The sequence below is a fragment of the Amycolatopsis cynarae genome, from assembly GCF_026802195.1.
Taxonomy (GTDB): Bacteria; Actinomycetota; Actinomycetes; order Mycobacteriales; family Pseudonocardiaceae; genus Amycolatopsis_E; species Amycolatopsis_E rhizosphaerae.
In genome coordinates this window covers 4,529,435-4,549,216 of sequence record NZ_CP113836.1, presented here as the reverse complement: position 1 = coordinate 4,549,216, position 19,782 = coordinate 4,529,435, and the positions used below count along the sequence as shown (strand labels likewise).

23 protein-coding genes are annotated in these 19,782 nt (G+C 72.1%); 20 read left to right on the top strand and 3 right to left on the bottom strand.

All coding sequences use genetic code 11. The features are described 5' to 3' along the window. Positions 1 to 789: a SigB/SigF/SigG family RNA polymerase sigma factor gene (locus tag ORV05_RS21720; RefSeq protein WP_268753856.1), complete on the bottom strand. Its 789-nt coding sequence runs from the start codon at positions 787 to 789 to the stop codon at positions 1 to 3. Between the two features lie 145 nt (positions 790 to 934). On the opposite strand from ORV05_RS21720, the gene ORV05_RS21715 reads away from it, so the two are divergent. The 12 genes from ORV05_RS21715 to ORV05_RS21660 all read left to right on the top strand — a co-directional run bounded on the left by ORV05_RS21715 (position 935) and on the right by ORV05_RS21660 (position 13,749). Then, complete coding sequence (locus ORV05_RS21715) at positions 935 to 1,363, top strand: DUF4383 domain-containing protein (RefSeq protein ID WP_268753855.1); 429 nt, start codon at positions 935 to 937, stop codon at positions 1,361 to 1,363. A 60-nt stretch (positions 1,364 to 1,423) separates the two neighbouring features. Then, positions 1,424 to 2,389, top strand: coding sequence for a glycosyltransferase (locus ORV05_RS21710; RefSeq protein ID WP_268753854.1), 966 nt, complete (start codon positions 1,424 to 1,426; stop codon positions 2,387 to 2,389). 22 nt (positions 2,390 to 2,411) lie between these two features. Continuing rightward, the gene (locus ORV05_RS21705; RefSeq protein ID WP_268753853.1) at positions 2,412 to 3,632 is read left to right on the top strand and encodes a glycosyltransferase; all 1,221 of its coding nucleotides are present in this window, start codon (positions 2,412 to 2,414) and stop codon (positions 3,630 to 3,632) included. Positions 3,633 to 3,834: 202 nt separating this feature from the next. Beyond that, a complete protein-coding gene (locus ORV05_RS21700; protein ID WP_268753852.1) occupies positions 3,835 to 4,788 on the top strand; it encodes an NAD-dependent epimerase/dehydratase family protein in 954 nt (317 codons plus the stop codon). Between the two features lie 45 nt (positions 4,789 to 4,833). Continuing rightward, entirely contained in the window at positions 4,834 to 6,456 is a 1,623-nt protein-coding gene (locus ORV05_RS21695) for a carbamoyltransferase family protein (protein WP_268759852.1), read from the top strand. Continuing rightward, positions 6,453 to 7,937, top strand: coding sequence for an HAD-IIIA family hydrolase (locus ORV05_RS21690; RefSeq protein ID WP_268753851.1), 1,485 nt, complete (start codon positions 6,453 to 6,455; stop codon positions 7,935 to 7,937). The genes ORV05_RS21695 and ORV05_RS21690 overlap by 4 nt, the downstream gene beginning before the upstream one ends. Continuing rightward, on the top strand, positions 7,931 to 8,941 hold the full coding sequence (locus tag ORV05_RS21685) for a glycosyltransferase family 9 protein (protein WP_268753850.1): 1,011 nt from the start codon (positions 7,931 to 7,933) through the stop codon (positions 8,939 to 8,941). The genes ORV05_RS21690 and ORV05_RS21685 overlap by 7 nt, the downstream gene beginning before the upstream one ends. Next, the gene (locus ORV05_RS21680; protein WP_268753849.1) at positions 8,938 to 9,501 is read left to right on the top strand and encodes a D-sedoheptulose-7-phosphate isomerase; all 564 of its coding nucleotides are present in this window, start codon (positions 8,938 to 8,940) and stop codon (positions 9,499 to 9,501) included. The genes ORV05_RS21685 and ORV05_RS21680 overlap by 4 nt, the downstream gene beginning before the upstream one ends. Then, positions 9,498 to 10,877, top strand: a complete 1,380-nt coding sequence (rfaE2, locus tag ORV05_RS21675) for a D-glycero-beta-D-manno-heptose 1-phosphate adenylyltransferase (RefSeq protein ID WP_268753848.1) — start codon at positions 9,498 to 9,500, stop codon at positions 10,875 to 10,877. The genes ORV05_RS21680 and rfaE2 overlap by 4 nt, the downstream gene beginning before the upstream one ends. Further along, complete coding sequence (locus ORV05_RS21670; RefSeq protein WP_268753847.1) at positions 10,870 to 11,556, top strand: SDR family oxidoreductase; 687 nt, start codon at positions 10,870 to 10,872, stop codon at positions 11,554 to 11,556. The genes rfaE2 and ORV05_RS21670 overlap by 8 nt, the downstream gene beginning before the upstream one ends. Then, complete coding sequence (locus ORV05_RS21665; protein ID WP_407652526.1) at positions 11,553 to 12,494, top strand: glycosyltransferase family 9 protein; 942 nt, start codon at positions 11,553 to 11,555, stop codon at positions 12,492 to 12,494. Before ORV05_RS21670 ends, ORV05_RS21665 begins: the two co-directional genes overlap by 4 nt. Next, positions 12,487 to 13,749, top strand: a complete 1,263-nt coding sequence (locus ORV05_RS21660; RefSeq protein ID WP_268753846.1) for a UDP-glucose dehydrogenase family protein — start codon at positions 12,487 to 12,489, stop codon at positions 13,747 to 13,749. The genes ORV05_RS21665 and ORV05_RS21660 overlap by 8 nt, the downstream gene beginning before the upstream one ends. Before the next feature lie 127 nt (positions 13,750 to 13,876). Here ORV05_RS21660 and ORV05_RS21655 read toward each other — a convergent pair whose 3' ends face one another. Beyond that, entirely contained in the window at positions 13,877 to 14,257 is a 381-nt protein-coding gene (locus tag ORV05_RS21655) for an STAS domain-containing protein (protein ID WP_268753845.1), read from the bottom strand. A 203-nt stretch (positions 14,258 to 14,460) separates the two neighbouring features. Beyond that, positions 14,461 to 14,832, bottom strand: a complete 372-nt coding sequence (locus tag ORV05_RS21650; protein WP_144591486.1) for an ATP-binding protein — start codon at positions 14,830 to 14,832, stop codon at positions 14,461 to 14,463. A 124-nt stretch (positions 14,833 to 14,956) separates the two neighbouring features. Here ORV05_RS21650 and ORV05_RS21645 point away from each other — a divergent pair, with 124 nt between their 5' ends. From ORV05_RS21645 to ORV05_RS21610, 8 genes are all read left to right on the top strand, one after another. Further along, complete coding sequence (locus tag ORV05_RS21645) at positions 14,957 to 15,550, top strand: nucleotidyltransferase family protein (protein WP_268753844.1); 594 nt, start codon at positions 14,957 to 14,959, stop codon at positions 15,548 to 15,550. After that, positions 15,547 to 15,804, top strand: a complete 258-nt coding sequence (locus ORV05_RS21640; RefSeq protein WP_268753843.1) for a BON domain-containing protein — start codon at positions 15,547 to 15,549, stop codon at positions 15,802 to 15,804. Before ORV05_RS21645 ends, ORV05_RS21640 begins: the two co-directional genes overlap by 4 nt. After that, positions 15,801 to 16,520, top strand: a complete 720-nt coding sequence (locus ORV05_RS21635) for a metallophosphoesterase family protein (RefSeq protein WP_268753842.1) — start codon at positions 15,801 to 15,803, stop codon at positions 16,518 to 16,520. The genes ORV05_RS21640 and ORV05_RS21635 overlap by 4 nt, the downstream gene beginning before the upstream one ends. A gap of 127 nt (positions 16,521 to 16,647) precedes the next feature. Continuing rightward, positions 16,648 to 18,423 (top strand): aa3-type cytochrome oxidase subunit I, encoded by a 1,776-nt coding sequence (gene ctaD, locus ORV05_RS21630; protein ID WP_268753841.1) that lies wholly within the window; start codon positions 16,648 to 16,650, stop codon positions 18,421 to 18,423. Between the two features lie 108 nt (positions 18,424 to 18,531). After that, positions 18,532 to 18,963 (top strand): phage holin family protein, encoded by a 432-nt coding sequence (locus ORV05_RS21625; protein WP_268753840.1) that lies wholly within the window; start codon positions 18,532 to 18,534, stop codon positions 18,961 to 18,963. Further along, a complete protein-coding gene (locus ORV05_RS21620) occupies positions 18,950 to 19,213 on the top strand; it encodes a DUF3618 domain-containing protein (RefSeq protein ID WP_268753839.1) in 264 nt (87 codons plus the stop codon). Before ORV05_RS21625 ends, ORV05_RS21620 begins: the two co-directional genes overlap by 14 nt. Positions 19,214 to 19,281: 68 nt before the next feature. Beyond that, positions 19,282 to 19,581 (top strand): DUF3140 domain-containing protein, encoded by a 300-nt coding sequence (locus ORV05_RS21615; RefSeq protein ID WP_268759850.1) that lies wholly within the window; start codon positions 19,282 to 19,284, stop codon positions 19,579 to 19,581. Beyond that, a complete protein-coding gene (locus ORV05_RS21610) occupies positions 19,562 to 19,732 on the top strand; it encodes a hypothetical protein (RefSeq protein ID WP_268753838.1) in 171 nt (56 codons plus the stop codon). The genes ORV05_RS21615 and ORV05_RS21610 overlap by 20 nt, the downstream gene beginning before the upstream one ends. The last annotated feature ends 50 nt before the right edge of the window (positions 19,733 to 19,782 follow it).

The window sequence follows — 19,782 nt, the reverse complement described above, 5'->3', positions numbered from 1 at the left end:
TCAGGGCTCCTCGGTGAGCTTGTCCCGCAGGTGCTGGAGGGTTTGCGCGAGCAGCCGGGACACGTGCATCTGCGAGATGCCCACGCGCTTGGCGATCTGGGTCTGGGTCATGTTCCCGAAGAAGCGCAGCATGAGGATCGTGCGTTCCCGCTGGGGGAGCTCGCGCAGCAGCGGTTGCAGCGCTTCGTGGTTCTCCACCGATTCGATGCCGCTGTCCTCTTCGCCCAGTGTGTCGGCCAGTGAAGCGGATTCGCTTTCCTCGCCGGCGGGTTTGTCCACCGAAATCGCGTAGTAGGCGTTGCCCGCCTGCAGGCCCTCGCTGACCTCGTCGACGCTCAGGCCCAGGGCACGGGCGATCTCGGTGGGGGTGGGGGCGCGGCCCAGGCGCTGGCCGAGTTCGCCGCTGACCTGGCCGATCTGCAGGTGCAGTTCCTTCAGCCGTCGCGGCACGCGCACCGACCAGCTCGCGTCACGGAAGTGGCGGCGCACCTCGCCCATGATCGTGGGCACCGCGAAGGACAGGAAATCGGTACCGCGGTCGGGTTCGAAGCGGTCCACCGCGTTGATCAGGCCCACCCGCGCGACCTGCACCAGATCGTCGTAGGACTCGCCGCGGCCGCTGAAGCGGCGCGCGATGTGCTCGGCCACGGACAGGTATTCGGTGACCAGTTCGGTGCGCAGGCGTTCCCGCCGCGGGTCACCGGGTTCGGTGGCGGCCAGCTGGACGAACTTCGAGACTTCTTCGGTTCCCGTGTCGGCGACGGTCTCGGCGGTCCGTGACTCGCTCACCGTCGGCTGCTCCGCGCGGTCGCGATTCGGTCGTCAGGTCGCATGGTCCTGGCTACCCCGGTGACCGGTTCTTCACACCTGGTTCGCCCGACACACGCGGGGGAACCCGGTGACGGGCAACCGGAATCGACCAGGAGGTGCGGGTATGGCCGGGCAAAGCGGCCAGCGCGACGCGGCGGTCGCACAGATGCTGTCCCTGGTGATCGGGGTGGTCTACCTCGCACTGGGCATCGGAGGGTTCTTCGCGGGCGGGCAGAGGTTTCTGGGCCTGCACACCGATCCGATCCTGGATCTGGTGCGCACCGCGATCGGGCTGGTCGCGCTGGGGTGCGCCCGTCGCCGGATCTACGCCCAGGTGCTCGGGCTCGTGCTGTTCTTCGGCATGGCCGGGTTGACCGTCTACGGAGTACTGTCCACTGGCACCGGTGAGACCGAGAATCTGGAGTACGGAGTCGCCGCGCTGGGCTGGGAGGACGACACCCTGCACGGGCTGACCGCCGTCGCGGGGTTGGCGATGGGGCTGTGGCCGCAGCGAACCACCCCTGATCGTGTGAGCTCCGGTCACAAGGAGTAGCAGTGCTGCTCACGGTGTTTAACTCCTTCGCTGTCGGTGAATGACTCGAACATGAGGTGGGTGAACGAAAAGCGGCTCCGTGTGCTTGTCTGGCACGTTCACGGTTCGTGGACCGGTGCCTTCGTGCGAGGCCGTCACGAGTACCTTCTGCCGAAGCTGCCCGCGGGCGGCCCGTGGGGGCTGGGCCGGGCCGGACGGCACTGGCCGGGGCAGGCTCGCGAACTGACGCCCGACGAGCTCCGCGAGGCCGGTGCCGACGTGGTCGTGCTGCAGCGGCGCGAGGAGATCGACCTCCTCCGGCGCTGGACGGGACTGCGGGCCGGGCGGGACGTGCCCGCCGTGTTCGTGGAGCACAACACTCCGGCCGGCGACGTGCCGCGCACCCGGCACTTCCTCTGCGGCCACGACCACATCACCCTGGTGCACGTCACGCACTTCAACCGGCTGATGTGGGATTCGGGGAAGGCGCCCACCACCGTCATCGAACACGGGGTGGTGGATCCCGGCGAGCGGTACACCGGCGAGGAGCCGCGGGCCGCGGTGGTGATCAACGAGCCGGTGCGGCGGGGCCGGGCGGTCGGCACGGACCTGCTGCCCGCGTTCGCCGAGGCGGCGCCGCTGGACGTGTTCGGCATGGGCGTGGACAAGCTCGCCCTGGGCGAGCGGGTGCGGGCGCGCGGCGACCTGCCGCATCCGGACCTCCACACCGCACTCGGGCGGTGCCGCCTGTACCTGCACACCCCCCGATGGACCTCCCTCGGCCTCTCGCTGCTCGAGGCGATGCACCTGGGGATGCCGATGGTCGCGGTCGCCGGCACCGAGGTCACCCGCGCCGTGCCGCGAGAGGCCGGGTTCGTCTCCGCCGACGTCGCGGAGCTGACCCGGGGGATCCGTGAACTGATGGCCGAACCGGAGCTCGCCCACCGGATGGGGAAGTACGCACGGGAGTTCGCGCTGGCCCACTACGGTCTGGACGCCTTCCTCCGCAACTGGGACGACCTGCTGGACCGGGTCACCACCGGGTGAGGCCGACATCGGGAGGTAGTGCATGAAGATCTCGATGGTTTCCGAACACGCCAATCCACTGGCGACGCTCGGCGAAGTCGACGCGGGGGGCCAGAACGTGCACGTGGCCGAGCTGTCCTCGGCACTGTGCCGCCAGGGACACGAGGTCACCGTCTACACCAGACGGGACGACCGGCACCAGCGCGAGCGGGTCCGTACCCGGGGCGGCTACCAGGTGGTGCACGTGCCCGCGGGGCCGCCGGAACGCCTGCCGAAGGACGAGCTGCTGCCGCATATGGCGGACTTCGGCCGGTTCCTCGCCGACGAGTGGCGCCGCGAGCAGCCGGACGTGGTGCACGCGCACTTCTGGATGTCCGGACTCGCCTCGACGCTCGCCGCCCGGGAGATCAACCTGCCTGTGGTCCAGACCTTTCATGCTCTCGGGGTGGTCAAGCGCCGGTACCAGGGCGCGGCCGACACCAGCCCGCCGGAACGGGTGCAGCTGGAGCGCCTGATCGGCAAGAGCGCCACACGCGTGGCCGCCACCTGCTCGGACGAGGTGTTCGAGCTGGCCCGGCTCGGCCTGCCTCGCCCCCGGATGTCCGTGGTGCCGTGCGGGGTGGACCTGACCCGGTTCACCGCGGAGGGGCCGAAGGCGCCGCGGGGCGCGCCGCACCGGATCGTCAGCGTCGGCCGCCTGGTGCCGCGCAAGGGTTTCGCGACCGCGATCGCCGCGCTGGCCGGGGTGCCGGACACCGAACTCGTCATCGCGGGCGGGCCGGGGCAGGGCAGGCTCGCCGACGATCCCGAGGCCCGCCGCCTGCGGGAACTCTCGCGGCGCTGCGGCGTGGGCGACCGCGTGCACCTGCTCGGGCAGGTGGGCCGCGCGGAGATGCCGGAGCTCCTGCGCTCGGCCGACCTGGTGCTGTGCACCCCGTGGTACGAGCCGTTCGGCATCGTGCCGCTAGAGGCGATGGCTTCCGGCATCCCGGTCGTCGCGGCCGCCGTGGGCGGGCTGACCGACACCGTGGTCGACGGCGTCACCGGCGAACTGGTGCCGCCCCAGCGGCCCGACGTGCTCGCCACCACCCTCCGCCGCCTGCTGGACGATCCGGCGGTCCGGGAGGCCTACGGCGTCGCCGGGATGGACCGCGCGCGCTCGCGCTACTCCTGGGACCGCATCGCCACCGACATCCTGCGGGTCTACGAAAAGGCGCTGGCCGAGGCGCCCGCCTCCTCGCACGCCGCCGCCGGGCAGGCCTGAAGCGCCGCCCGCTCCGCGGCGTGATTCTCCTTCCGCACCGGGCCGGACCCTGCCGTGAGGGGTCCCCTCACAGGAAATGCGACCGTGAGGGGACCCCTCACGGTTCTGGTTCGCGCCCGGTCCTCATAGGACGGGAGAAGAAGGAGGAGAAGAAGTACCTCCGCTCGGTTTGCCGGTACCGACGACGGGTAAGCGAGAGATCATGGGAAAAACGTTCACGCATGCCGTCGTCACCGGGGGAGCCGGGTTCCTCGGCTCGCACCTGTGCGCGTCTCTGCTGGACGACGGGATCTCGGTGACCTGTGTGGACAACCTTTGCACCGGCGAAGTCCCGGCCCTCGCCGGGCTGCTCGGCCGCCCGGGCTTCCGGTGGATCGAGGCCGACGCGAGCCGGGGACTGCCGGTCACCGGGCAGGCCGACCTGGTGCTGCACCTGGCCAGTCCCGCCTCCCCGCCCGACTACCACCGGTTGCCGCTGGAAACCTTGCGGGCCGGGGCTTTCGGCACCGAGCACGCACTGGAACTGGCCAGGGCGGGCAACGCCCGGTTCGTGCTCGCGTCCACCAGTGAGGTCTACGGCGATCCGCTCCGCCATCCCCAGCGGGAAACCTACTGGGGACACGTGAATCCGGTCGGGCCGCGGAGTGTCTACGACGAAGCGAAGCGTTACGCCGAGGCACTCACCGAGGCCCATCGCCGCGTGCACGGCACGGACACCGCGATCGCCCGGATCTTCAACACCTACGGTCCCGGCATGCGCGCCCACGACGGCAGGGCCGTGCCCACGCTGATCCACCAGGCGCTGACCGGTGCCCCGATGACGATCACCGGGGACGGCACGCAGACCCGCTCACTCTGTTATGTCGACGACACCGTGCGTGGACTGCGCGCACTGGCGGAGTCCGGTATGGCCGGTCCGGTCAACATCGGCAACCCCGAAGAAATCTCGTTACGGGAACTGGCCGGGAAAATCCGCAGCGTGACCGGGAGCGGTTCGCCGATGACGTATCTGCCGAGCCCGCAGGACGATCCGCGCCGTCGGTGCCCGGATATCACGCTGGCCCAACGGAAACTGGGCTGGTGTCCGGAAGTCGGCCTCGACGACGGCCTGGCCAGGACGGTGGCGTGGTTCTCGGCCCGTTTCAGTCCCGTTTAGACATCACTGCCCAGGGTAGCGGTAGCGGAAGAAGTGGAGGTGACCATGCGGATTCTCGGGATCAACGGGGTTTTCCACGATCCGGCGGCCGCCCTCGTGGTGGACGGCCGGGTGGTCGCCGCCGCCGAGGAGGAGCGGTTCAGCAGGCGCAAGCACGGCAAGCGCCCGGTGCCGTTTTCCACCTGGGAACTGCCGGAGCAGGCGGCGCGATGGTGCCTGGCGCAGGCCGGGCTCTCGCCCGCGGATCTCGACCTGGTCGGCTACTCCTACGATCCCGCCTTCGTCGAACCGGGGCTCGCCGGGCACGACGCGGATTGGGAAGAGCTGCGCACCCTCTACGCCCAGCGGGCCCCGCACTTTCTCCGCACCGCGCTGCCGGGCCTGGATCCCGGCGTCGTGCGGTTCGTCCGCCACCACGTCGCGCATGCGGCTTCGGCCGGACTGGCCGCACCGTTCGGCGACACCGCCGTGCTGGTGGCCGACGGCCGGGGCGAGCGTCTGTCCTTTTTGGCCGGTGAGTACCGGGACGGCAAACTGGTCGAGCTCGCCGCGCAGAGGCTGCCGCATTCCCTGGGGCTGCTCTACGAGGAGGTCACCGAGCACCTCGGGTTCGCGCGCTCCAGCGACGAGTACAAGGTGATGGCGCTGGCCTCCTACGGCGAGCCGCGGTTTCTGCCCGGCCTCGCCGGTCGCGTGGCCACCACCGGGGACGGCGGTTTCCGCACGGACCCCGTGACGTGGGAGGACTACGCGCCACGCCGCACCGCAGAGTTGCTGCCCGAACACGCGGATCTGGCGGCCAGTGTGCAGCGGCTCGTCGAAGGGGTGCTGCTGGAACTGGCGGGCTGGCTGCACGAGCAGACCGGGCAGCGCAGGCTGGTCATGGCCGGGGGCACCGCACTCAACTGCGTGGCCAACACGCGGCTGTTCGCGGAGGGACCGTTCGAGGAGATCTGGGTGCAGCCGGCGGCCGGGGACGCGGGTACCGCGCTGGGCGCGGCACTGCACCTGGCCGCGGAGTTCGGCGAGCCCGCCCAGCGGCTGTCCGGAGTGGACCTCGGGCGCGGCTTTTCCGATGAGGAGATACAGGTCTGGCTGGAACGCGCGAAGGTGCCCTACGAGCGGCCGCGCGATCTGGCCGCCACCGTGGCCGAATCCCTCGCCGCCGACGAAATCGTGGCGTGGTTCCAGGGAAGGGCCGAATACGGCCCGCGCGCGCTGGGCCACCGGTCGCTGCTGGCGCATCCGGGGCACGCGGAAAACCTCGAGCGGCTCAACGACGTCAAGGGCCGTGAGCAGTTCCGGCCCGTGGCGCCGATGGTGCCCCTCGAGCGGGCGCCGGAGATCTTCCGGCGCGGCCCGATTCCCAGTCCCTACATGCTTTTCGTGCACGAGGTGGCCGAGGCTTGGCGGCCGAGGATCCCCGCGGTGACGCATGTGGACGGTACCGCCCGGATCCAGACCGTCGACGCGGCGCGGGAACCGTTGCTGGCGAGGATGCTGGGGGAGTTCGAAGCGCGGACCGGAGTGCCGGTGGTGGTGAACACGAGCTTCAACACGGCGGGCCGCCCGATGGTCGACGATCCCCGTGACGCACTGGAGTGTTTCGGCGCCAGCCCGATCGACCTGCTGGCCATCGGCCCGTTCGTGGTGCGGAGGCCGCGGTGACGCCGCGGTATTCGGTGGTGATCCCGACGACCGGACGGCCGTCGCTGGTCACCCTGCTGTCCGGTGTGGACTCCGGGGAGGGGCCCGCGCCCGTGGAGATCATCGTGGTGGACGACCGCCGCTCCGGCCCGCCCCTGCGGCTTCCCCCGCTTTCGGCGCCCGTGCGCGTGCTGGTCTCCGGCGGGCGCGGTCCCGCCGCGGCCCGCAACACCGGCTGGCGCGCCGCACGCGGCGAGTGGATCGCCTTCCTGGACGACGACGTGCGCACTCCGCCGGACTGGCCCGCGCGCCTGGCCGCCGATCTGGACGGCCTGCCGGGCCGGGTCGGCGGTTCACAGGGCCGCATCGTGGTGCCCCCGCCCCCCGGCGGGCGCCGCCCGTCCGACGACGAACGCGGCACGGCGGGACTGGCGGCCGCGCGCTGGATCACCGCCGACATGGCCTACCGCCGCGCCGCGCTGGTCGCGGTGGGCGGTTTCGACGAGCGCTTTCCGCGTGCCTACCGGGAAGACGCGGATCTCGCGCTGCGCGTGCGGATGGCGGGCATGGAGCTGGTGCGGGGGGCCCGGATCAGCGTGCACCCCGCACGGCGGTCCGGCTTCTTCGCCAGCGTCCGCGCCCAGCGCGGCAACGCCGACGACGCGCTGCTGCGGCGGAAGTTCGGCAACGCGTGGCGCCAGCTGACCGAAGCCGGTCCGGGACGGCTGCCCTGGCACGCGGTGTCCACGGCATCGGGACTGGCGGCGCTCGGACTGGCGCTGCGCGGCAGGGGACGCGCGGCGACGAGGGCGGGCGCGGTGTGGCTGGCGCTGACCGCGGAGTTCGCACTCCGCCGCACCCTGCCCGGCCCCCGCACGCCCGAGGAGATGGCGCGCATGGCGGTGACCAGTGCGCTGATCCCGCCCGCGGCCTGCTGGGCCCGGGCCAAGGGCGAGCTCGCCGCCCGCCGCCCGCCGAGCGGTCCGGACGCGGTGCTGTTCGACCGGGACGACACGCTGATCGTCGACGAGCCCTACCTGTCGGATCCGAAGCTGGTGCGCCCGATGCCAGGTGCGGAGCGGGGACTGCGGCGGTTGCGGGCGGCGGGGGTGCCGATCGGGGTGGTGAGCAACCAGTCCGGGGTGGCCCGCGGGCTGATCACCGAACGGCAGCTGGCCGAGGTGAACGCCCGCGTGGACGAGCTGCTCGGGCCGTTCGACACCTGGCAGGTCTGCCTGCACGGCGAGGCGGACGGCTGTGCCTGCCGCAAACCGCGGCCGGGGCTGATCGAGCGGGCCGCCCGCGCGCTGGGCGCGGACCCGCGGCGGTGCGTGGTGATCGGGGACATCGGCGCCGACGTGGAAGCCGCGCTGGCCGCGGGTGCGAAGGCCATCCTGGTGCCCACCGCGCGGACCCGCCCGGAAGAGATCGAGCGGGCCCCGTACCTCGCCCGGGACCTCGACGAGGCGACCGGACTGGCACTGGGGGAGCGGGCATGGTGAAGGCACTGGTGGCGCGGCTGGACAACGCGGGTGACGTGCTGCTCACCGGCCCGTGCGTGCGGGCGGTGGCCGCGGGCGCGGACTCGGTGACCCTGCTCGCCGGCCCGCACGGCCGGGTCGCGGCCGGGCTGCTGCCCGGGGTCGACCGGGTGATCGAGTGGTGTGCCCCGTGGATCGACCCGCAACCCCCGCCGGTCACCGCCGCGCACCTGGCCGCGCTGACCGGCCGGATCGCCGCCCAGGCGTTCGACCTGGCGCTGATCAGCACGTCGTTCCACCAGTCGCCGCTGCCACTGGCGCTGCTGCTGCGCCAGTGCGGCGTGCCGTGGATCGGCGCGATCAGCGAGGACTACCCCGGTTCGCTGCTCGACCTGCGGCACCGGATCGACGGCGATCCGCCGGAGGCGGAGCGGGCGCTGTCGCTGGCCGAAGCCGCCGGGTTCCGCCTGCCGCCGGGCGACGACGGCAGGCTCGCCGTGCGCGGGCCGCTGCCCGACGTGTCGGGGCTGGTCGGCGAGCCGGGATACGTGGTGGTCCACCCGGCCGCGTCCGTCCCGGCCCGGCAGTGGCCCGCGCACCGGTGCGCGGAGGCGGTGCGGATGCTCGCCGCCGAGGGCTACCGCGTGGTGGTCACCGGCAGCGCCGCCGAGGCCGCGCTGACCGCCGAGGTCTCCGGCGGTGCCGCCCTCGACCTCGGGGGCCGGACCGGATTCCGTGAACTGGCCGCGGTACTGGCGGGCGCGCGCGTGCTGGTCGCGCCGAACACCGGTCCCGCGCATCTGGCGGCGGCCGTCGGCACGCCGGTGGTGTCGCTGTTCGCGCCCGTGGTGCCCGCCGCCCGGTGGGCACCCTACGGCGTGCCGGTCGTGCTGCTCGGCGACCAGGAGGCGCCCTGCCGCGGTACCCGTGCCCGTACCTGCCCGGTGCCTGGCCATCCCTGCCTGGCCGGGGTGCTGCCCGACGAAGTGTGCCAGGCGGTGGTGAAAGTGGGAGGTGCAGCGTGATCGAAGAGCGGTTTTCAGCCCTGACCGCCGTGCTGGAAAGGCTGGGCGCACAGGTCCCGAAGATCGAGAGCTGGGGCCGTCACCTCGCCGGGGTGCTCGACGGGGGCGGCAGGCTGCTGGCCTGCGGCAACGGCGGGAGCGCTGCCGAGGCGCAGCACCTGACCGGTGAGCTGGTCGGGCGGTTCGTCAACGACCGGCAGCCGCTGTCGGCCATCGCCCTGCACGCCGACACGTCGGCGGCGACGGCGATCGTGAACGACTACGGCGAGCACGAGGTGTTCGCCCGCCAGGTGCGCGCCCACGGCAGACCGGGGGACGTGCTGGTCGCCCTGTCGACCAGCGGGCGCAGCCAGAACGTGTGCGCCGCGGCCAAGATCGCCCAGAAGGCCGGGCTGACCACCTGGGCGCTGACCGGTCCGCTGCCCAACGCGCTCGCCGCGGTGTGCGACGACGTGATCGCGGTGGACGCGCCCCACACCGGCACGGTGCAGGAGGCACATCTGGCGGTGGTGCACGCGCTGTGCGCGGCCCTGGACGAGGCGCTGGGGGTCGCCTCGTGAGGCCGGCACTGGTCGTGATCGGCGATGCCGTGCTCGACGTGGACGTCGAGGGCACCGCCGACCGGCTCTGCCCGGAGGCGCCGGTGCCCGTGGTGGACGTGGCGGGGCAGTGGCAGCGGCCCGGGGGAGCGGGGCTGGCCGCGCGGCTGGCGGCGCGCACGGTGGGCGAGGTCGTGCTCGTCACCGCGCTCGGCCGGGACGAGGCCGGGGTACGGCTGGCGGGCCTGCTCGACGGCGAGGTCGAGTTGTGCGCGTTACCGCTGCGGGGGGAAACCCCCTGCAAGACCCGCGTCCGCGCGGGCGGGCAGCCGGTGGTGCGGCTGGACCGCGGGGGCGGTCGGGTGGCGGACGGGCCGGTCGGGGAACGGGTGGCTTCGGCGCTGAGCCGGGCTTCGGCGGTCCTGGTCGCCGACTACGGGCGCGGCGTGGTGGGCCATCCGGGGCTGCGGCGGCTGATTGCGGAGGCGGCCACGAGGGTTCCGGTGGTGTGGGATCCGCATCCGCGCGGCGGCCGCCCCGTGCCGGGGGCCCGCCTGGTCACCCCGAACGAGGCCGAGGCGGCGCGCTTCGCCGGCGGGCACGGGGAGCCGGCGGAGGTCGCGGCCGCGCTGCGCGCCGAGTGGGGCGCCGAGGTGGCGGTCACGCTCGGTTCGCGCGGCGCGGTGCTGGCGGGCGCCGAGGGGGTGCGGTCCTTCGGGGTGCCGCCCTCCGCGCGGATGCCCGCCGGCCTGCGGCCCGACACCTGCGGCGCGGGTGACCGGTTCGCCGGGGCGGTGGCGGCCGCGCTGGGCGAAGGCGCGGATCCGGCCGAGGCGGTGCGGGAGGCGGTCGAGGCCGCCGCGCGCTTCGTCGCGGCGGGCGCGGCCACGGCGGTGTCGGAACCGGTGCCGGTGCCGGAACCCGCCTACCGCGAGCCCCGGCGCGCTCCGGTAGCGCTGGAGCTCGCCGAACGGGTGCGGCGGCGGGGCGGCCGGGTCGTGGCCACCGGCGGCTGCTTCGACCTGCTGCACCCCGGGCATATCTCGTTGCTGCGGCAGGCGCGGGCCCTCGGCGATGCCCTGATCGTGTGCGTCAATTCCGATGCCTCGGTGCGGCGGCTCAAGGGCCCCGCCCGCCCGGTGGTGCCCGCGGCCGACCGGGTCCAGGTGCTGTCGGCGCTGGCGCCGGTGGACGCGGTGGCGGTGTTCGACGAGCCTTCGCCCGCCGCGCTGCTGGACCTGCTCGCCCCGGACGTCTGGGTGAAGGGCGGCGACTACGCCGGGACCGAGCTGCCCGAGGCCGAGGTGGTGCGGCGGCACGGCGGGGAAATCGTGTTCGTGCCGATCGTCGAGGGCTACTCGACGACGCGGATTCTGGAGGGAGTCCACAATGGATGATCCGGGCAGGGTGCTGGTCACCGGCGGGGCCTCCGGGCTCGGCGCGGCGGTCGTGCGGGCCGTGGCCGGGGCCGGGGGCAGGCCGCTGGTGCTCGACCGCAACCGTCCCGCCGACGGGGTGCGGCACACCGTGGCCGACCTCACCGACACGGCCGCCACGGAACGGGCGGTGACCGGGCTGGCCGAGGCCGAGGGCGGGCTCGACGCCGTGTTCACCGCGGCCGGGATCGATTTCCCCGGACCGCTCGACGGAGTGTCCACAGCGGACTGGGAGCGGGTGGTGCGGGTGAACCTGCTGGGTACCGCGGCCGTGGTGCGGGCCGCGCTGCCGTTCCTCAGGCGCTCGCGCGGCACGATGGTCACCGTCGCCTCCACGCTGGGGATCAGGGCGGTCGGCGACGCCACCGCCTACTGCGCCTCGAAATGGGGGGTGGTCGGGTTCACCCGGGCACTGGCGGCGGAAACCGCGGGGCAGGTCGGGGTGACCCTGCTGGTGCCCGGCGGTATGCACACCGCCTTCTTCGACAGCCGGGACGAGCAGTACAAACCGCCGCCGGACGCCAAGCTCAACCGGCCGGAGGACGTGGCGGAGGCGGTGCTGTTCGCCCTGTCCCAGCCTCCCGGGTGCGAGGTGCGCGAGATGGTGGTGGCCTCCTCGGAGGAGGGCTCCTGGCCGTGACCACCGTCCTGGTGCTGCGGGCGCTGGGCGTGGGCGACCTGCTGGTGGCGGTGCCCGCGCTGCGGGGGCTGCGGGCCGCCTTCGGCGGCGCGCGGATCGTGCTGGCCGCGCCCGGCGCGCTGGGGGAACTGGCCTCGCTCACCGGCGCGGTGGACGAGGTGTTGCCCACGGGCGGTCTCGGGGAGCTGGCGTGGGCGGGCGAGCCGCCCTCGGTCGCGGTCAACCTGCACGGCAGCGGTCCGGAAAGCATCACCGACCTGCTGCGCACCCGGCCGTCGCGGCTGCTCACCCACCGCCATCCGGACCATCCGGCTGTCCACGGACCGGCGTGGGAACCCCGGATGCGGGAGGCACGGCGCTGGTGCCGCCTGCTCGCCCACCACGGCATCGCGGCCGATCCGGACGACCTCGCGCTCGCCCGGCCCGCCGTGCCCAGCCCGGCCCCGGGCGCGGTGGTGGTGCATCCCGGTGCGGCCTTCGGCGCCCGCCGCTGGCCCGCGGCGCGGTTCGCCGAGGTCGCCGGTGCTCTGGCGGCGCGGGGCCGTCGCGTCGTGGTGACCGGCAGCGCCGCCGAACGCGAACTCGCCGGTTCCGTCGCGAGGCGGGCCGGTCTGGGCCCGGACGCGGTGCTGGCGGGGCGGACCGGCCTGGCCGCGCTCGCGGCGCTGGTCGCGGACGCGGCGCTGGTGGTCTGCGGCGACACCGGCGTGGGGCATCTGGCCACCGCCTACCGCACCCCGTCGGTGCTGCTCTTCGGTCCGGTGTCGCCGTCGCGCTGGGGCCCGCCGCCGGACACCGGAGACCGCCACGCGGTGCTGTGGTCCGGATGCCCCGGCGACCCCTTCGCCGACGCGCCCGGCCCGGGCCTGCTCCGGATCACCCCGGCCGACGTGCTGGAGGCCGCCGAGCTGGTGCGGCAGGAGGTGCCGCATGCCTAGCCACGCGATCGGGGTGCTCGGCGCGGGTTACGTGGGGCTGACCACCGCGGCCTGCCTCGCCCGGCTCGGCCATTCGGTGACCTGTGTGGACATCGACGAGTCGAAGGTCGCCCGGCTCCGCCGGGGCGAGGTGCCGATCGCCGAACCGGGCCTGGCGGAGCTGGTGTCCGGCCCGCGCTACACCACCGACCACCGCGAGCTGGCCTCCGCGGAGTTCGTGTTCGTCTGTGTGCCCACGCCGATGGGGGAAGGCGGCCAGGCGGATCTGAGTGGCTTCGACAGTGCCGTGGACGCGCTACGGCCGGTGCTGCGCCCCGGTACCGTGCTGGTCGTCAAGTCGACTGTCCCGATCGGGACGGCGGACAGGCTCGCCCGTGCCTGGCCGGACCATCCGGTGGTGAGCAATCCGGAGTTCCTCCGGGAAGGGCACGCCGTGGGGGACTTCCTCCACCCCGGACGGGTGGTGATCGGCAGCGACGACGGCGCGGCCGCGCGGCGCACCGCCGCGCTCTACGCCGGACTCGGCGCCCCTGTCGTGCGCACCGGCCCGGCGAGCGCGGAGCTGGCCAAGTATGCGAGCAACGCCTATCTCGCGCTGCGGCTGTCCTATGTGAACGTGCTGTCGGAGCTGTGCGAGCAGGCGGGCGCGGACGTCGGCGCCGTGACCCGGGTGATGGGACTGGACGCGCGGATCGGGCCCGCCTGCCTCGATCCCGGCCCCGGCTGGGGCGGTTCGTGCCTGCCCAAGGACACCGCGGAGCTGGCCCGTTCGGCCGCCGAGCTCGGCGTGGATCCCGCGCTGCTGCGCGCCGCGGTCGCGGTGAACGAGCGGCAACCGGGACGGGTGGCGGACAAGGTCCGCGAGGTGGTGGGCGCCGGCGGTCTCGACGGGGTTCGCCTCGGCCTGCTCGGCCTGACCTTCAAGGCCGGGACCTCGGATCTGCGGGATTCACCGGCACTGGCGGTGGCGCGGCGGCTGGCCGCCGAGGGGGCGGTGCTGACCGGCTACGACCCGGCGGTGCCCGCCGCGAGCCCCCAGGTGGCGCCGGTGCAGGCGGTGGACGACCCGAGCCTGGTCGCGAAGGGGGCGGCGGCGATCGTCGTGCTGACCGAGTGGCCCGAGTTCACCGCGCTGGACTGGGCGCAGCTCGCGGGACTGGCGGAAGGGGACGCCGTCATCGACACGCGGCGGCTGCTGGATCCGGTGAAGCTGCGGTCCTGCGGGCTGACCTGTCTGCCGCTGGGCGGGCGGTAACGAACGGAACCAGAGACTAAAGGGTGTGTATCGAAGTCGGTGAGGGCCAGCGCGGGGTCGCGGTTTCGAAGCGGCGGAGCCGCTTGCGCCACGCTGTCGGCTTGCCCAAGCCAGGTTGATACACGCTTTAACGAATGCCGACGACCGAACTGGTGGCGGTGAGTCTCAGGATCGCGGCGGGGACGCTGGGTGACAGCGGGAGGCGGGCGGCGAGGCCAGTCACCCGTAATGGGCGAGCCACCGGACGGCTGTTGCCCACCAGCGCCCAGGGCACCCGGTGGCGGGCCGCGCTGTCCTGCGCGTCGAGCAGGACTTCCAGGCCGGCGGAGCCGAGGAAGGTGACCTCGTCGAGGTCGAGTACGAAACTGCGATCGGTACTGATGCGTTCGTTGAGGCACGCTCGCAGGACGGGGGCACCGAGAGCGTCGAGTTCACCGGCCGTGCGGGCCAGCGCGATGCCGTCCCGCCGCCGCGAGATTTCGATGCGGACGTCGCTGATAGTGTGCACGGCTCTTCCGATCTGTCGGTGTGTCGAGGGGGAAGAGCGTTCGCCGTCTGGCAGATGCTCCCCGCCGGTCGAGTGCGGAAATCACTCTCCCGGCACGGCTGGTTTCTCAACCGCTACGTTCTCGACCGTACGGCCGTGACCGGGTTGCACGCAAGGCAAGAGCGGGTTAACTGCCTGCTACCACCGGTAATGCTGAACGCAATTCAAGCGATTAGCTTCGCCCACACGGTTTTCCCCCGGGCGCCGGTGGTCGTACACCCCCAATCCGCCGCCGTTTTCTCGACCAGTCGCAGTCCGAAACCCCCGCGGCGGTCGGGCTTCCTGATCCGCGCGTGGCCGGGATTGTCGTCGGAGACGGAGACGGTGAGCTCGCCTGCCAAACCGAGCTCGAGCCGCAGGTGCGGCCGGGATTCGGTGTGCTGCAAGGTGTTTTCCACCAGTTCGCTGGCCACCGTCTCGGCGTCGCTGGTCAGCGCGCCGAGCCGCCAGACGGCGCAGACCCCTTCGACGAACCGGCGCGCATGACGAGCGGCCTCGGGTGCCCGGGCCAGTGTTATCTCCGCGCGAGTGCGCATCCGGTTCTCTCCCTGCGACTGATCCTGACGGCGGTCTGATACCCGTGGCCACGGAGGGGGAAACACCGGGCACTGTCCGATGTAGACCCCGTTTCGGGGCCGGGCGGCAGGGTACCCGCCCGTTATGGATGAGCGCGCGCTGCTTCGCACGCTGACCAAGGTCGTCACCACGCTGTCGGCCGAGGAAGTGGAATTCGCGGTCGCGGGCGGTCTGGCGGTCTACGCCCGGGGCGGGCCGCCCTCCGAGCACGACGTCGACATCTTCCTGTTGGAACAGGACGTGGAAACCGCGACCAGGGCACTGGTCGCGGCGGGCATGCGCCCGGAAGACCCGCCGGAGAACTGGCTGCGGAAGGTCTACGACGGAAACGTGCTCGTCGACCTGATCTTCCGGCCCAACTACCGCGGCAACATGGCGGAACTGCTGGCGCGCGCGGAACCGCTGCGGATCGGGCCCGCGCTGGCCCCGGTGCTCGACGCCACCGACCTGATGGTCGACAAACTCCTGGTGCTCACCGCCCACCGCTGCGACTTCACCCCGCTGCTGCCGATCGCGCGCGGGTTGCGCGAGCAGATCGACTGGGACCGGGTGGCCGCCGAGACCGCCGGATCACCTTACGCGCAGGCGTTTCTCACCCTTGTCGAGGGGCTGTCGGTGGCCGAGGTGACCGCCGCCGGCGTCGGTGCTCCCGACACCGCCGAAGGGAATCGGACATGACCGGAACCGACGCGCCCCAGTACCTGGTCGCCCACGTGCGGCGGGCGCTGGCCGAGGATCCGCGGACCGCCGAACTCGGGATCCGCGTCAACGTCCGCGGCTCGCGCGTCCACCTCTCCGGAGAGGTCGCCACCGAAGAGCGGCGCGGTGATCTCGAACGGGTCCTGCACGAGCTCCTCCCGCAGGTGGAGGTGCGCAACGACGTGCGGGTGGCCGACACCCGGGAGCCGTCGAGGCGGGAGGAACTGCGGTGATCAGGATCGCCGCCGTCGGCGACGTGCATCTGGGCCAGGACGCGGCGGGCTCGCTGCGGCCCGCGCTGGAACACCTGGGGGAGCACGCCGACGTCCTGCTGCTGGCCGGTGATCTCACCCGGCACGGTGCCCTGGACGAGGCCCGGGTCGCCGCGGCCGAGTTCGGCGGCCTGGACGCGCCCGTGGTCGCCGTCCTCGGCAACCACGACCACCACGGCGACCAGGCCGACGACATCGCCAAACTCCTGGGGGACCACGGCATTCGCGTGCTCGAGGGCGACGCGGTCACCCTCGAGGTGGACGGGCGGCGGCTCGGCATCGCCGGGGTGAAGGGGTTCGGCGGCGGATTCGCCGGGAAATGCGCCAGCAATTTCGGCGAGCGGGAAATGAAGGCCTTTGTCAGTCACACGATCGAGCGAGCCGAACGGCTGCGGGAGGCACTTGCCTCACTCGACGCCGACGTGCGCATCGCGCTCACCCACTATTCACCCATTCCGGAGACCCTCCGGGGCGAACCGCCCGAGATCTACCCGTTTCTCGGGTGTTATCAACTGGGTGAGGTGATCGACGAATGCGGGGTGGACCTGGCGATCCACGGGCACGCGCATTTCGGCTGCGAACAGGGCGTGACCCCGGGCGGAGTGCGGGTGCGCAACGTTGCCCAGCCGGTCATCCGCAGCGCGTTCGCCAGCTACGGCCTCGTCCCCGGAAGCTGATCGTCTTCCGCTCCGACGTGCGGTTCCACCCCGTCGGCGTGAGAATGGGGCCTTGAAACGAGTTTGGGTTCTGCAGGACGGTGGGTAAGCCGACCGGGCACCGTGCGCGACGAAGGCGAGGGATGAGATGACCGAACTGCGCGCCCGCCCCGTAGTGGTGGGCAACCGGTACGAACTCCCGGTCCGCCACCGGCGGGGCAACGCCCTGGTGCGCCTGGCGCGCACCACCGACCACAAGGTCATCGGCGCGATGTACCTGGTGACCTCGCTGGCGTTCTTCATCATCGGCGGGGTGCTCGCCCTGCTGATGCGGGCCGAACTGGCCCGGCCCGGCCTGCAGTTCCTGTCGAACGAGCAGTACAACCAGCTGTTCACCATGCACGGCACGATCATGCTGCTGCTGTACGCCACGCCGAACGTGTTCGCGTTCGCCAACCTCGTGCTGCCGCTGCAGATCGGTTCGCCCGACGTCGCGTTCCCCCGGCTCAACGCCCTGTCGTACTGGCTGTACCTGTTCGGTGCCACGATCACGATGAGCTCGTTCATCACGCCGGGCGGCGCTCCCGACTTCGGCTGGACCGCCTACGTACCGCTGTCGGACGCGATGCACACGCCGGGGATCGGCGGGAACCTGTGGATCTTCGGCCTGGGTATCGCCGGTGTCGGCACCATCATCGGCGCCGTCAACATGATCACCACGATCGTGTGCCTGCGCTGCCCGGGCATGACCATGTGGCGGATGCCGATCTTCACCTGGAACATCCTGTTCACCAGCGTCCTGATCCTCGCGGTGTTCCCGATCCTCACCGCGGCCCTGTTCGCGCTGGGCGCCGACCGGATCATCGGCGCCCACGCCCTCGACCCGGCCAACGGCGGGGCGATCCTGTGGCAGCACCTGTTCTGGTTCTTCGGGCACCCCGAGGTCTACATCATCGCGCTGCCCTACTTCGGCATCGTCACCGAGATCGTGCCGGTGTTCTCCCGCAAACCGCTGTTCGGCTACCGACTGATGGTCTTCGCGACCCTCGGGATCACCGCGCTGTCCTTCGCGGTGTGGGCGCACCACATGTTCGCCACCGGTGCCGTGCTGCTGCCGTTCTTCTCGATGCTGACCTTCCTCATCGCGGTGCCCACGGGGATCAAGTTCTTCAACTGGATCGGCACCATGTGGAAGGGGCAGATCACCTTCGAGACCCCGATGCTGTGGTCGGTCGGGTTCATGGTGACCTTCCTGCTCGGCGGGCTGACCGGGGTGCTGCTCGCGTCGCCCCCGCTGGACTGGCACATCACCGACACCTACTTCGTGGTCGCCCACTTCCACTACGTGCTGTTCGGCACGATCGTGTTCGCCACCTTCGCCGGCGTGTACTTCTGGTTCCCGAAGATGACCGGCCGGATGCTCGACGAGCGGCTCGGCAAGTTCCACTTCTGGACCACGTTCATCGGGTTCCACACCACGTTCCTGGTGCAGCACTGGCTGGGTGACATGGGCATGCCCCGCCGCTACGCCGACTACCTCTCCACCGACGGGTTCACCCTGCTGAACACGATCTCCACCATCGGGGCGTTCATCCTGGGTGCCTCGATGCTGCCGTTCATCTACAACGTGGTGCGTAGCTACCGCTTCGGCGAACCGGTCGAGGTCGACGACCCGTGGGGCTTCGGCAACTCGCTGGAATGGGCCACCACCTGCCCGCCGCCGCGGCACAACTTCCTGGAACTGCCGCGGGTCCGGTCCGAGCGGCCCGCCTTCGAGATGCACTACCCGCACCTGGTGGAGCGCCTGCGCGCCCAGGGACACATCACGTTCACCGGTAAGGCCGTGCCCCACGCCCAGGCGAGGGAAACGCTGTCGGAGAAGGCCGCCGACGCCAGCACACCGCACGGCGGCGGCCATGCCTGAGCATTCCGGGGCCCGGTGCCCGTGACTGGGCCCCGTGATCGAGGCTCCCGTGGTTAAGGCACCCTCCGCCGGGTAGCCGTCTCCCGAACCGACGCGGAGGAGGCGACGATGACTGCGCAAACAGGACGAAGCCCGGCACCCGTGGAAGATCGCTCCATCGCCCAGCTGGTCCAGGACCTGTCGGACCAGATGCGCCGGCTGGTCCGTGACGAGCTGCGGCTGGCCACGGCGGAGCTGAAGGCGAAGGGGCGCCGCGCCGGGGTCGGCGCCGGGGTCGCCGGTGCCGCGGGTGTCATCGCCCTGCTGGGAGGCGCCACCCTCGTCGCCGCCGCCGTGCTGGCGGTGGCGCTGGTCCTGCCCGGCTGGGCCGCCGCGCTGATCATCGGCGGATTCCTGGTCCTCGTCGGCGGTATCGCGCTGCTGGTGGGCGGCAGCCAGTTGAAGTCGGCGATCCCGCCGCTGCCGAGGGAGGCCGTGGAGGGCATGGCCAAGGACATGCAGGTGATCCGCGAAGGGAGCCGCCGCCATGGCCGATCGTGAGACCTTCCCGCGCGACGTGGAAGAGGCGCGGCTCGACCTGGAGCTGACGCGGCAGGAACTCGGCCAGACGACGCAGGCACTGGCGGAGAAGGTCACCGACACCGCCCGCACCACCCAGCGCTTCGCGCTCGCCACGAGCATCGGCGTGATGGTGGGCATGGTGACGGTGCTGGTCATCCGGCAGGTCCTGAACAGGAGCCGGATCCCGGCGAAGCCTGCCCGCGCACGGTACTGGTCCGGCTGGAGGTGAGACGAGGAGTGTCACGGCATGTGGAGGTGGACACCGGGCTGTGGGAGGAGTTCCACCGGCTGGTGAACATGTCCTCCCGCGAACTGAGCGAGTGGTTGCGCACGCGTTCGGCACACCAGGACACGGAGGAACTGCCCGACCGTTCGGGCACGCCCACCGGGCAGCACGTGCTGGAGATCCTGCAGAAACGCCGGGGCGACCTGACCGCCGACGACGAGCGGACCATGCGCCGGGTGGTGGACCGGATCCACGCCGAGCGCGGGGAGGAACCGGAACCGAAGGCGGGGCAGGAAAACTGGCGTCACCGCCTGATGTCGCTGGGCCATGACCCGCTGAAAGAGGTGCGTGATGCAGCAGCGCGGAAGTGACAAGCATTCTCCCCGCGAGGACGAGGAGCTCAAGCACGAACTGGAGGGCACCATCCGGGGCAACCGGTCGAGCCGCGCCGAGGAATGGCGTGACCCCGAGCCCCCCGCCGACGACGATCCCGACGTTCCGCTCGCAGGCCCCCCGGCCTGACCCCACCCGGCCCGAGTCCGACCCGCACCGCCACGCAAACCACTTCGAAC

Bases quoted from the DNA above. Each gene is read 5' to 3' on its own strand.
- ORV05_RS21695 (WP_268759852.1), top strand. From the start codon at position 4,834: ATGCGGATTCTCGGGATCAACGGGGTTTTCCACGATCCGGCGGCCGCC.
- ORV05_RS21620 (WP_268753839.1), top strand. From the start codon at position 18,950: ATGGCCGATCGTGAGACCTTCCCGCGCGACGTGGAAGAGGCGCGGCTC.
- ORV05_RS21705 (WP_268753853.1), top strand. From the start codon at position 2,412: ATGAAGATCTCGATGGTTTCCGAACACGCCAATCCACTGGCGACGCTC.
- ORV05_RS21650 (WP_144591486.1), bottom strand. From the start codon at position 14,832: ATGCGCACTCGCGCGGAGATAACACTGGCCCGGGCACCCGAGGCCGCT.
- ORV05_RS21610 (WP_268753838.1), top strand. From the start codon at position 19,562: ATGCAGCAGCGCGGAAGTGACAAGCATTCTCCCCGCGAGGACGAGGAG.
- ORV05_RS21615 (WP_268759850.1), top strand. From the start codon at position 19,282: ATGTCCTCCCGCGAACTGAGCGAGTGGTTGCGCACGCGTTCGGCACAC.
- ORV05_RS21660 (WP_268753846.1), top strand. From the start codon at position 12,487: ATGCCTAGCCACGCGATCGGGGTGCTCGGCGCGGGTTACGTGGGGCTG.
- ORV05_RS21645 (WP_268753844.1), top strand. From the start codon at position 14,957: ATGGATGAGCGCGCGCTGCTTCGCACGCTGACCAAGGTCGTCACCACG.
- ORV05_RS21625 (WP_268753840.1), top strand. From the start codon at position 18,532: ATGACTGCGCAAACAGGACGAAGCCCGGCACCCGTGGAAGATCGCTCC.
- ORV05_RS21685 (WP_268753850.1), top strand. From the start codon at position 7,931: ATGGTGAAGGCACTGGTGGCGCGGCTGGACAACGCGGGTGACGTGCTG.
- ORV05_RS21700 (WP_268753852.1), top strand. From the start codon at position 3,835: ATGGGAAAAACGTTCACGCATGCCGTCGTCACCGGGGGAGCCGGGTTC.
- ctaD (WP_268753841.1), top strand. From the start codon at position 16,648: ATGACCGAACTGCGCGCCCGCCCCGTAGTGGTGGGCAACCGGTACGAA.
- ORV05_RS21715 (WP_268753855.1), top strand. From the start codon at position 935: ATGGCCGGGCAAAGCGGCCAGCGCGACGCGGCGGTCGCACAGATGCTG.
- ORV05_RS21670 (WP_268753847.1), top strand. From the start codon at position 10,870: ATGGATGATCCGGGCAGGGTGCTGGTCACCGGCGGGGCCTCCGGGCTC.
- ORV05_RS21640 (WP_268753843.1), top strand. From the start codon at position 15,547: ATGACCGGAACCGACGCGCCCCAGTACCTGGTCGCCCACGTGCGGCGG.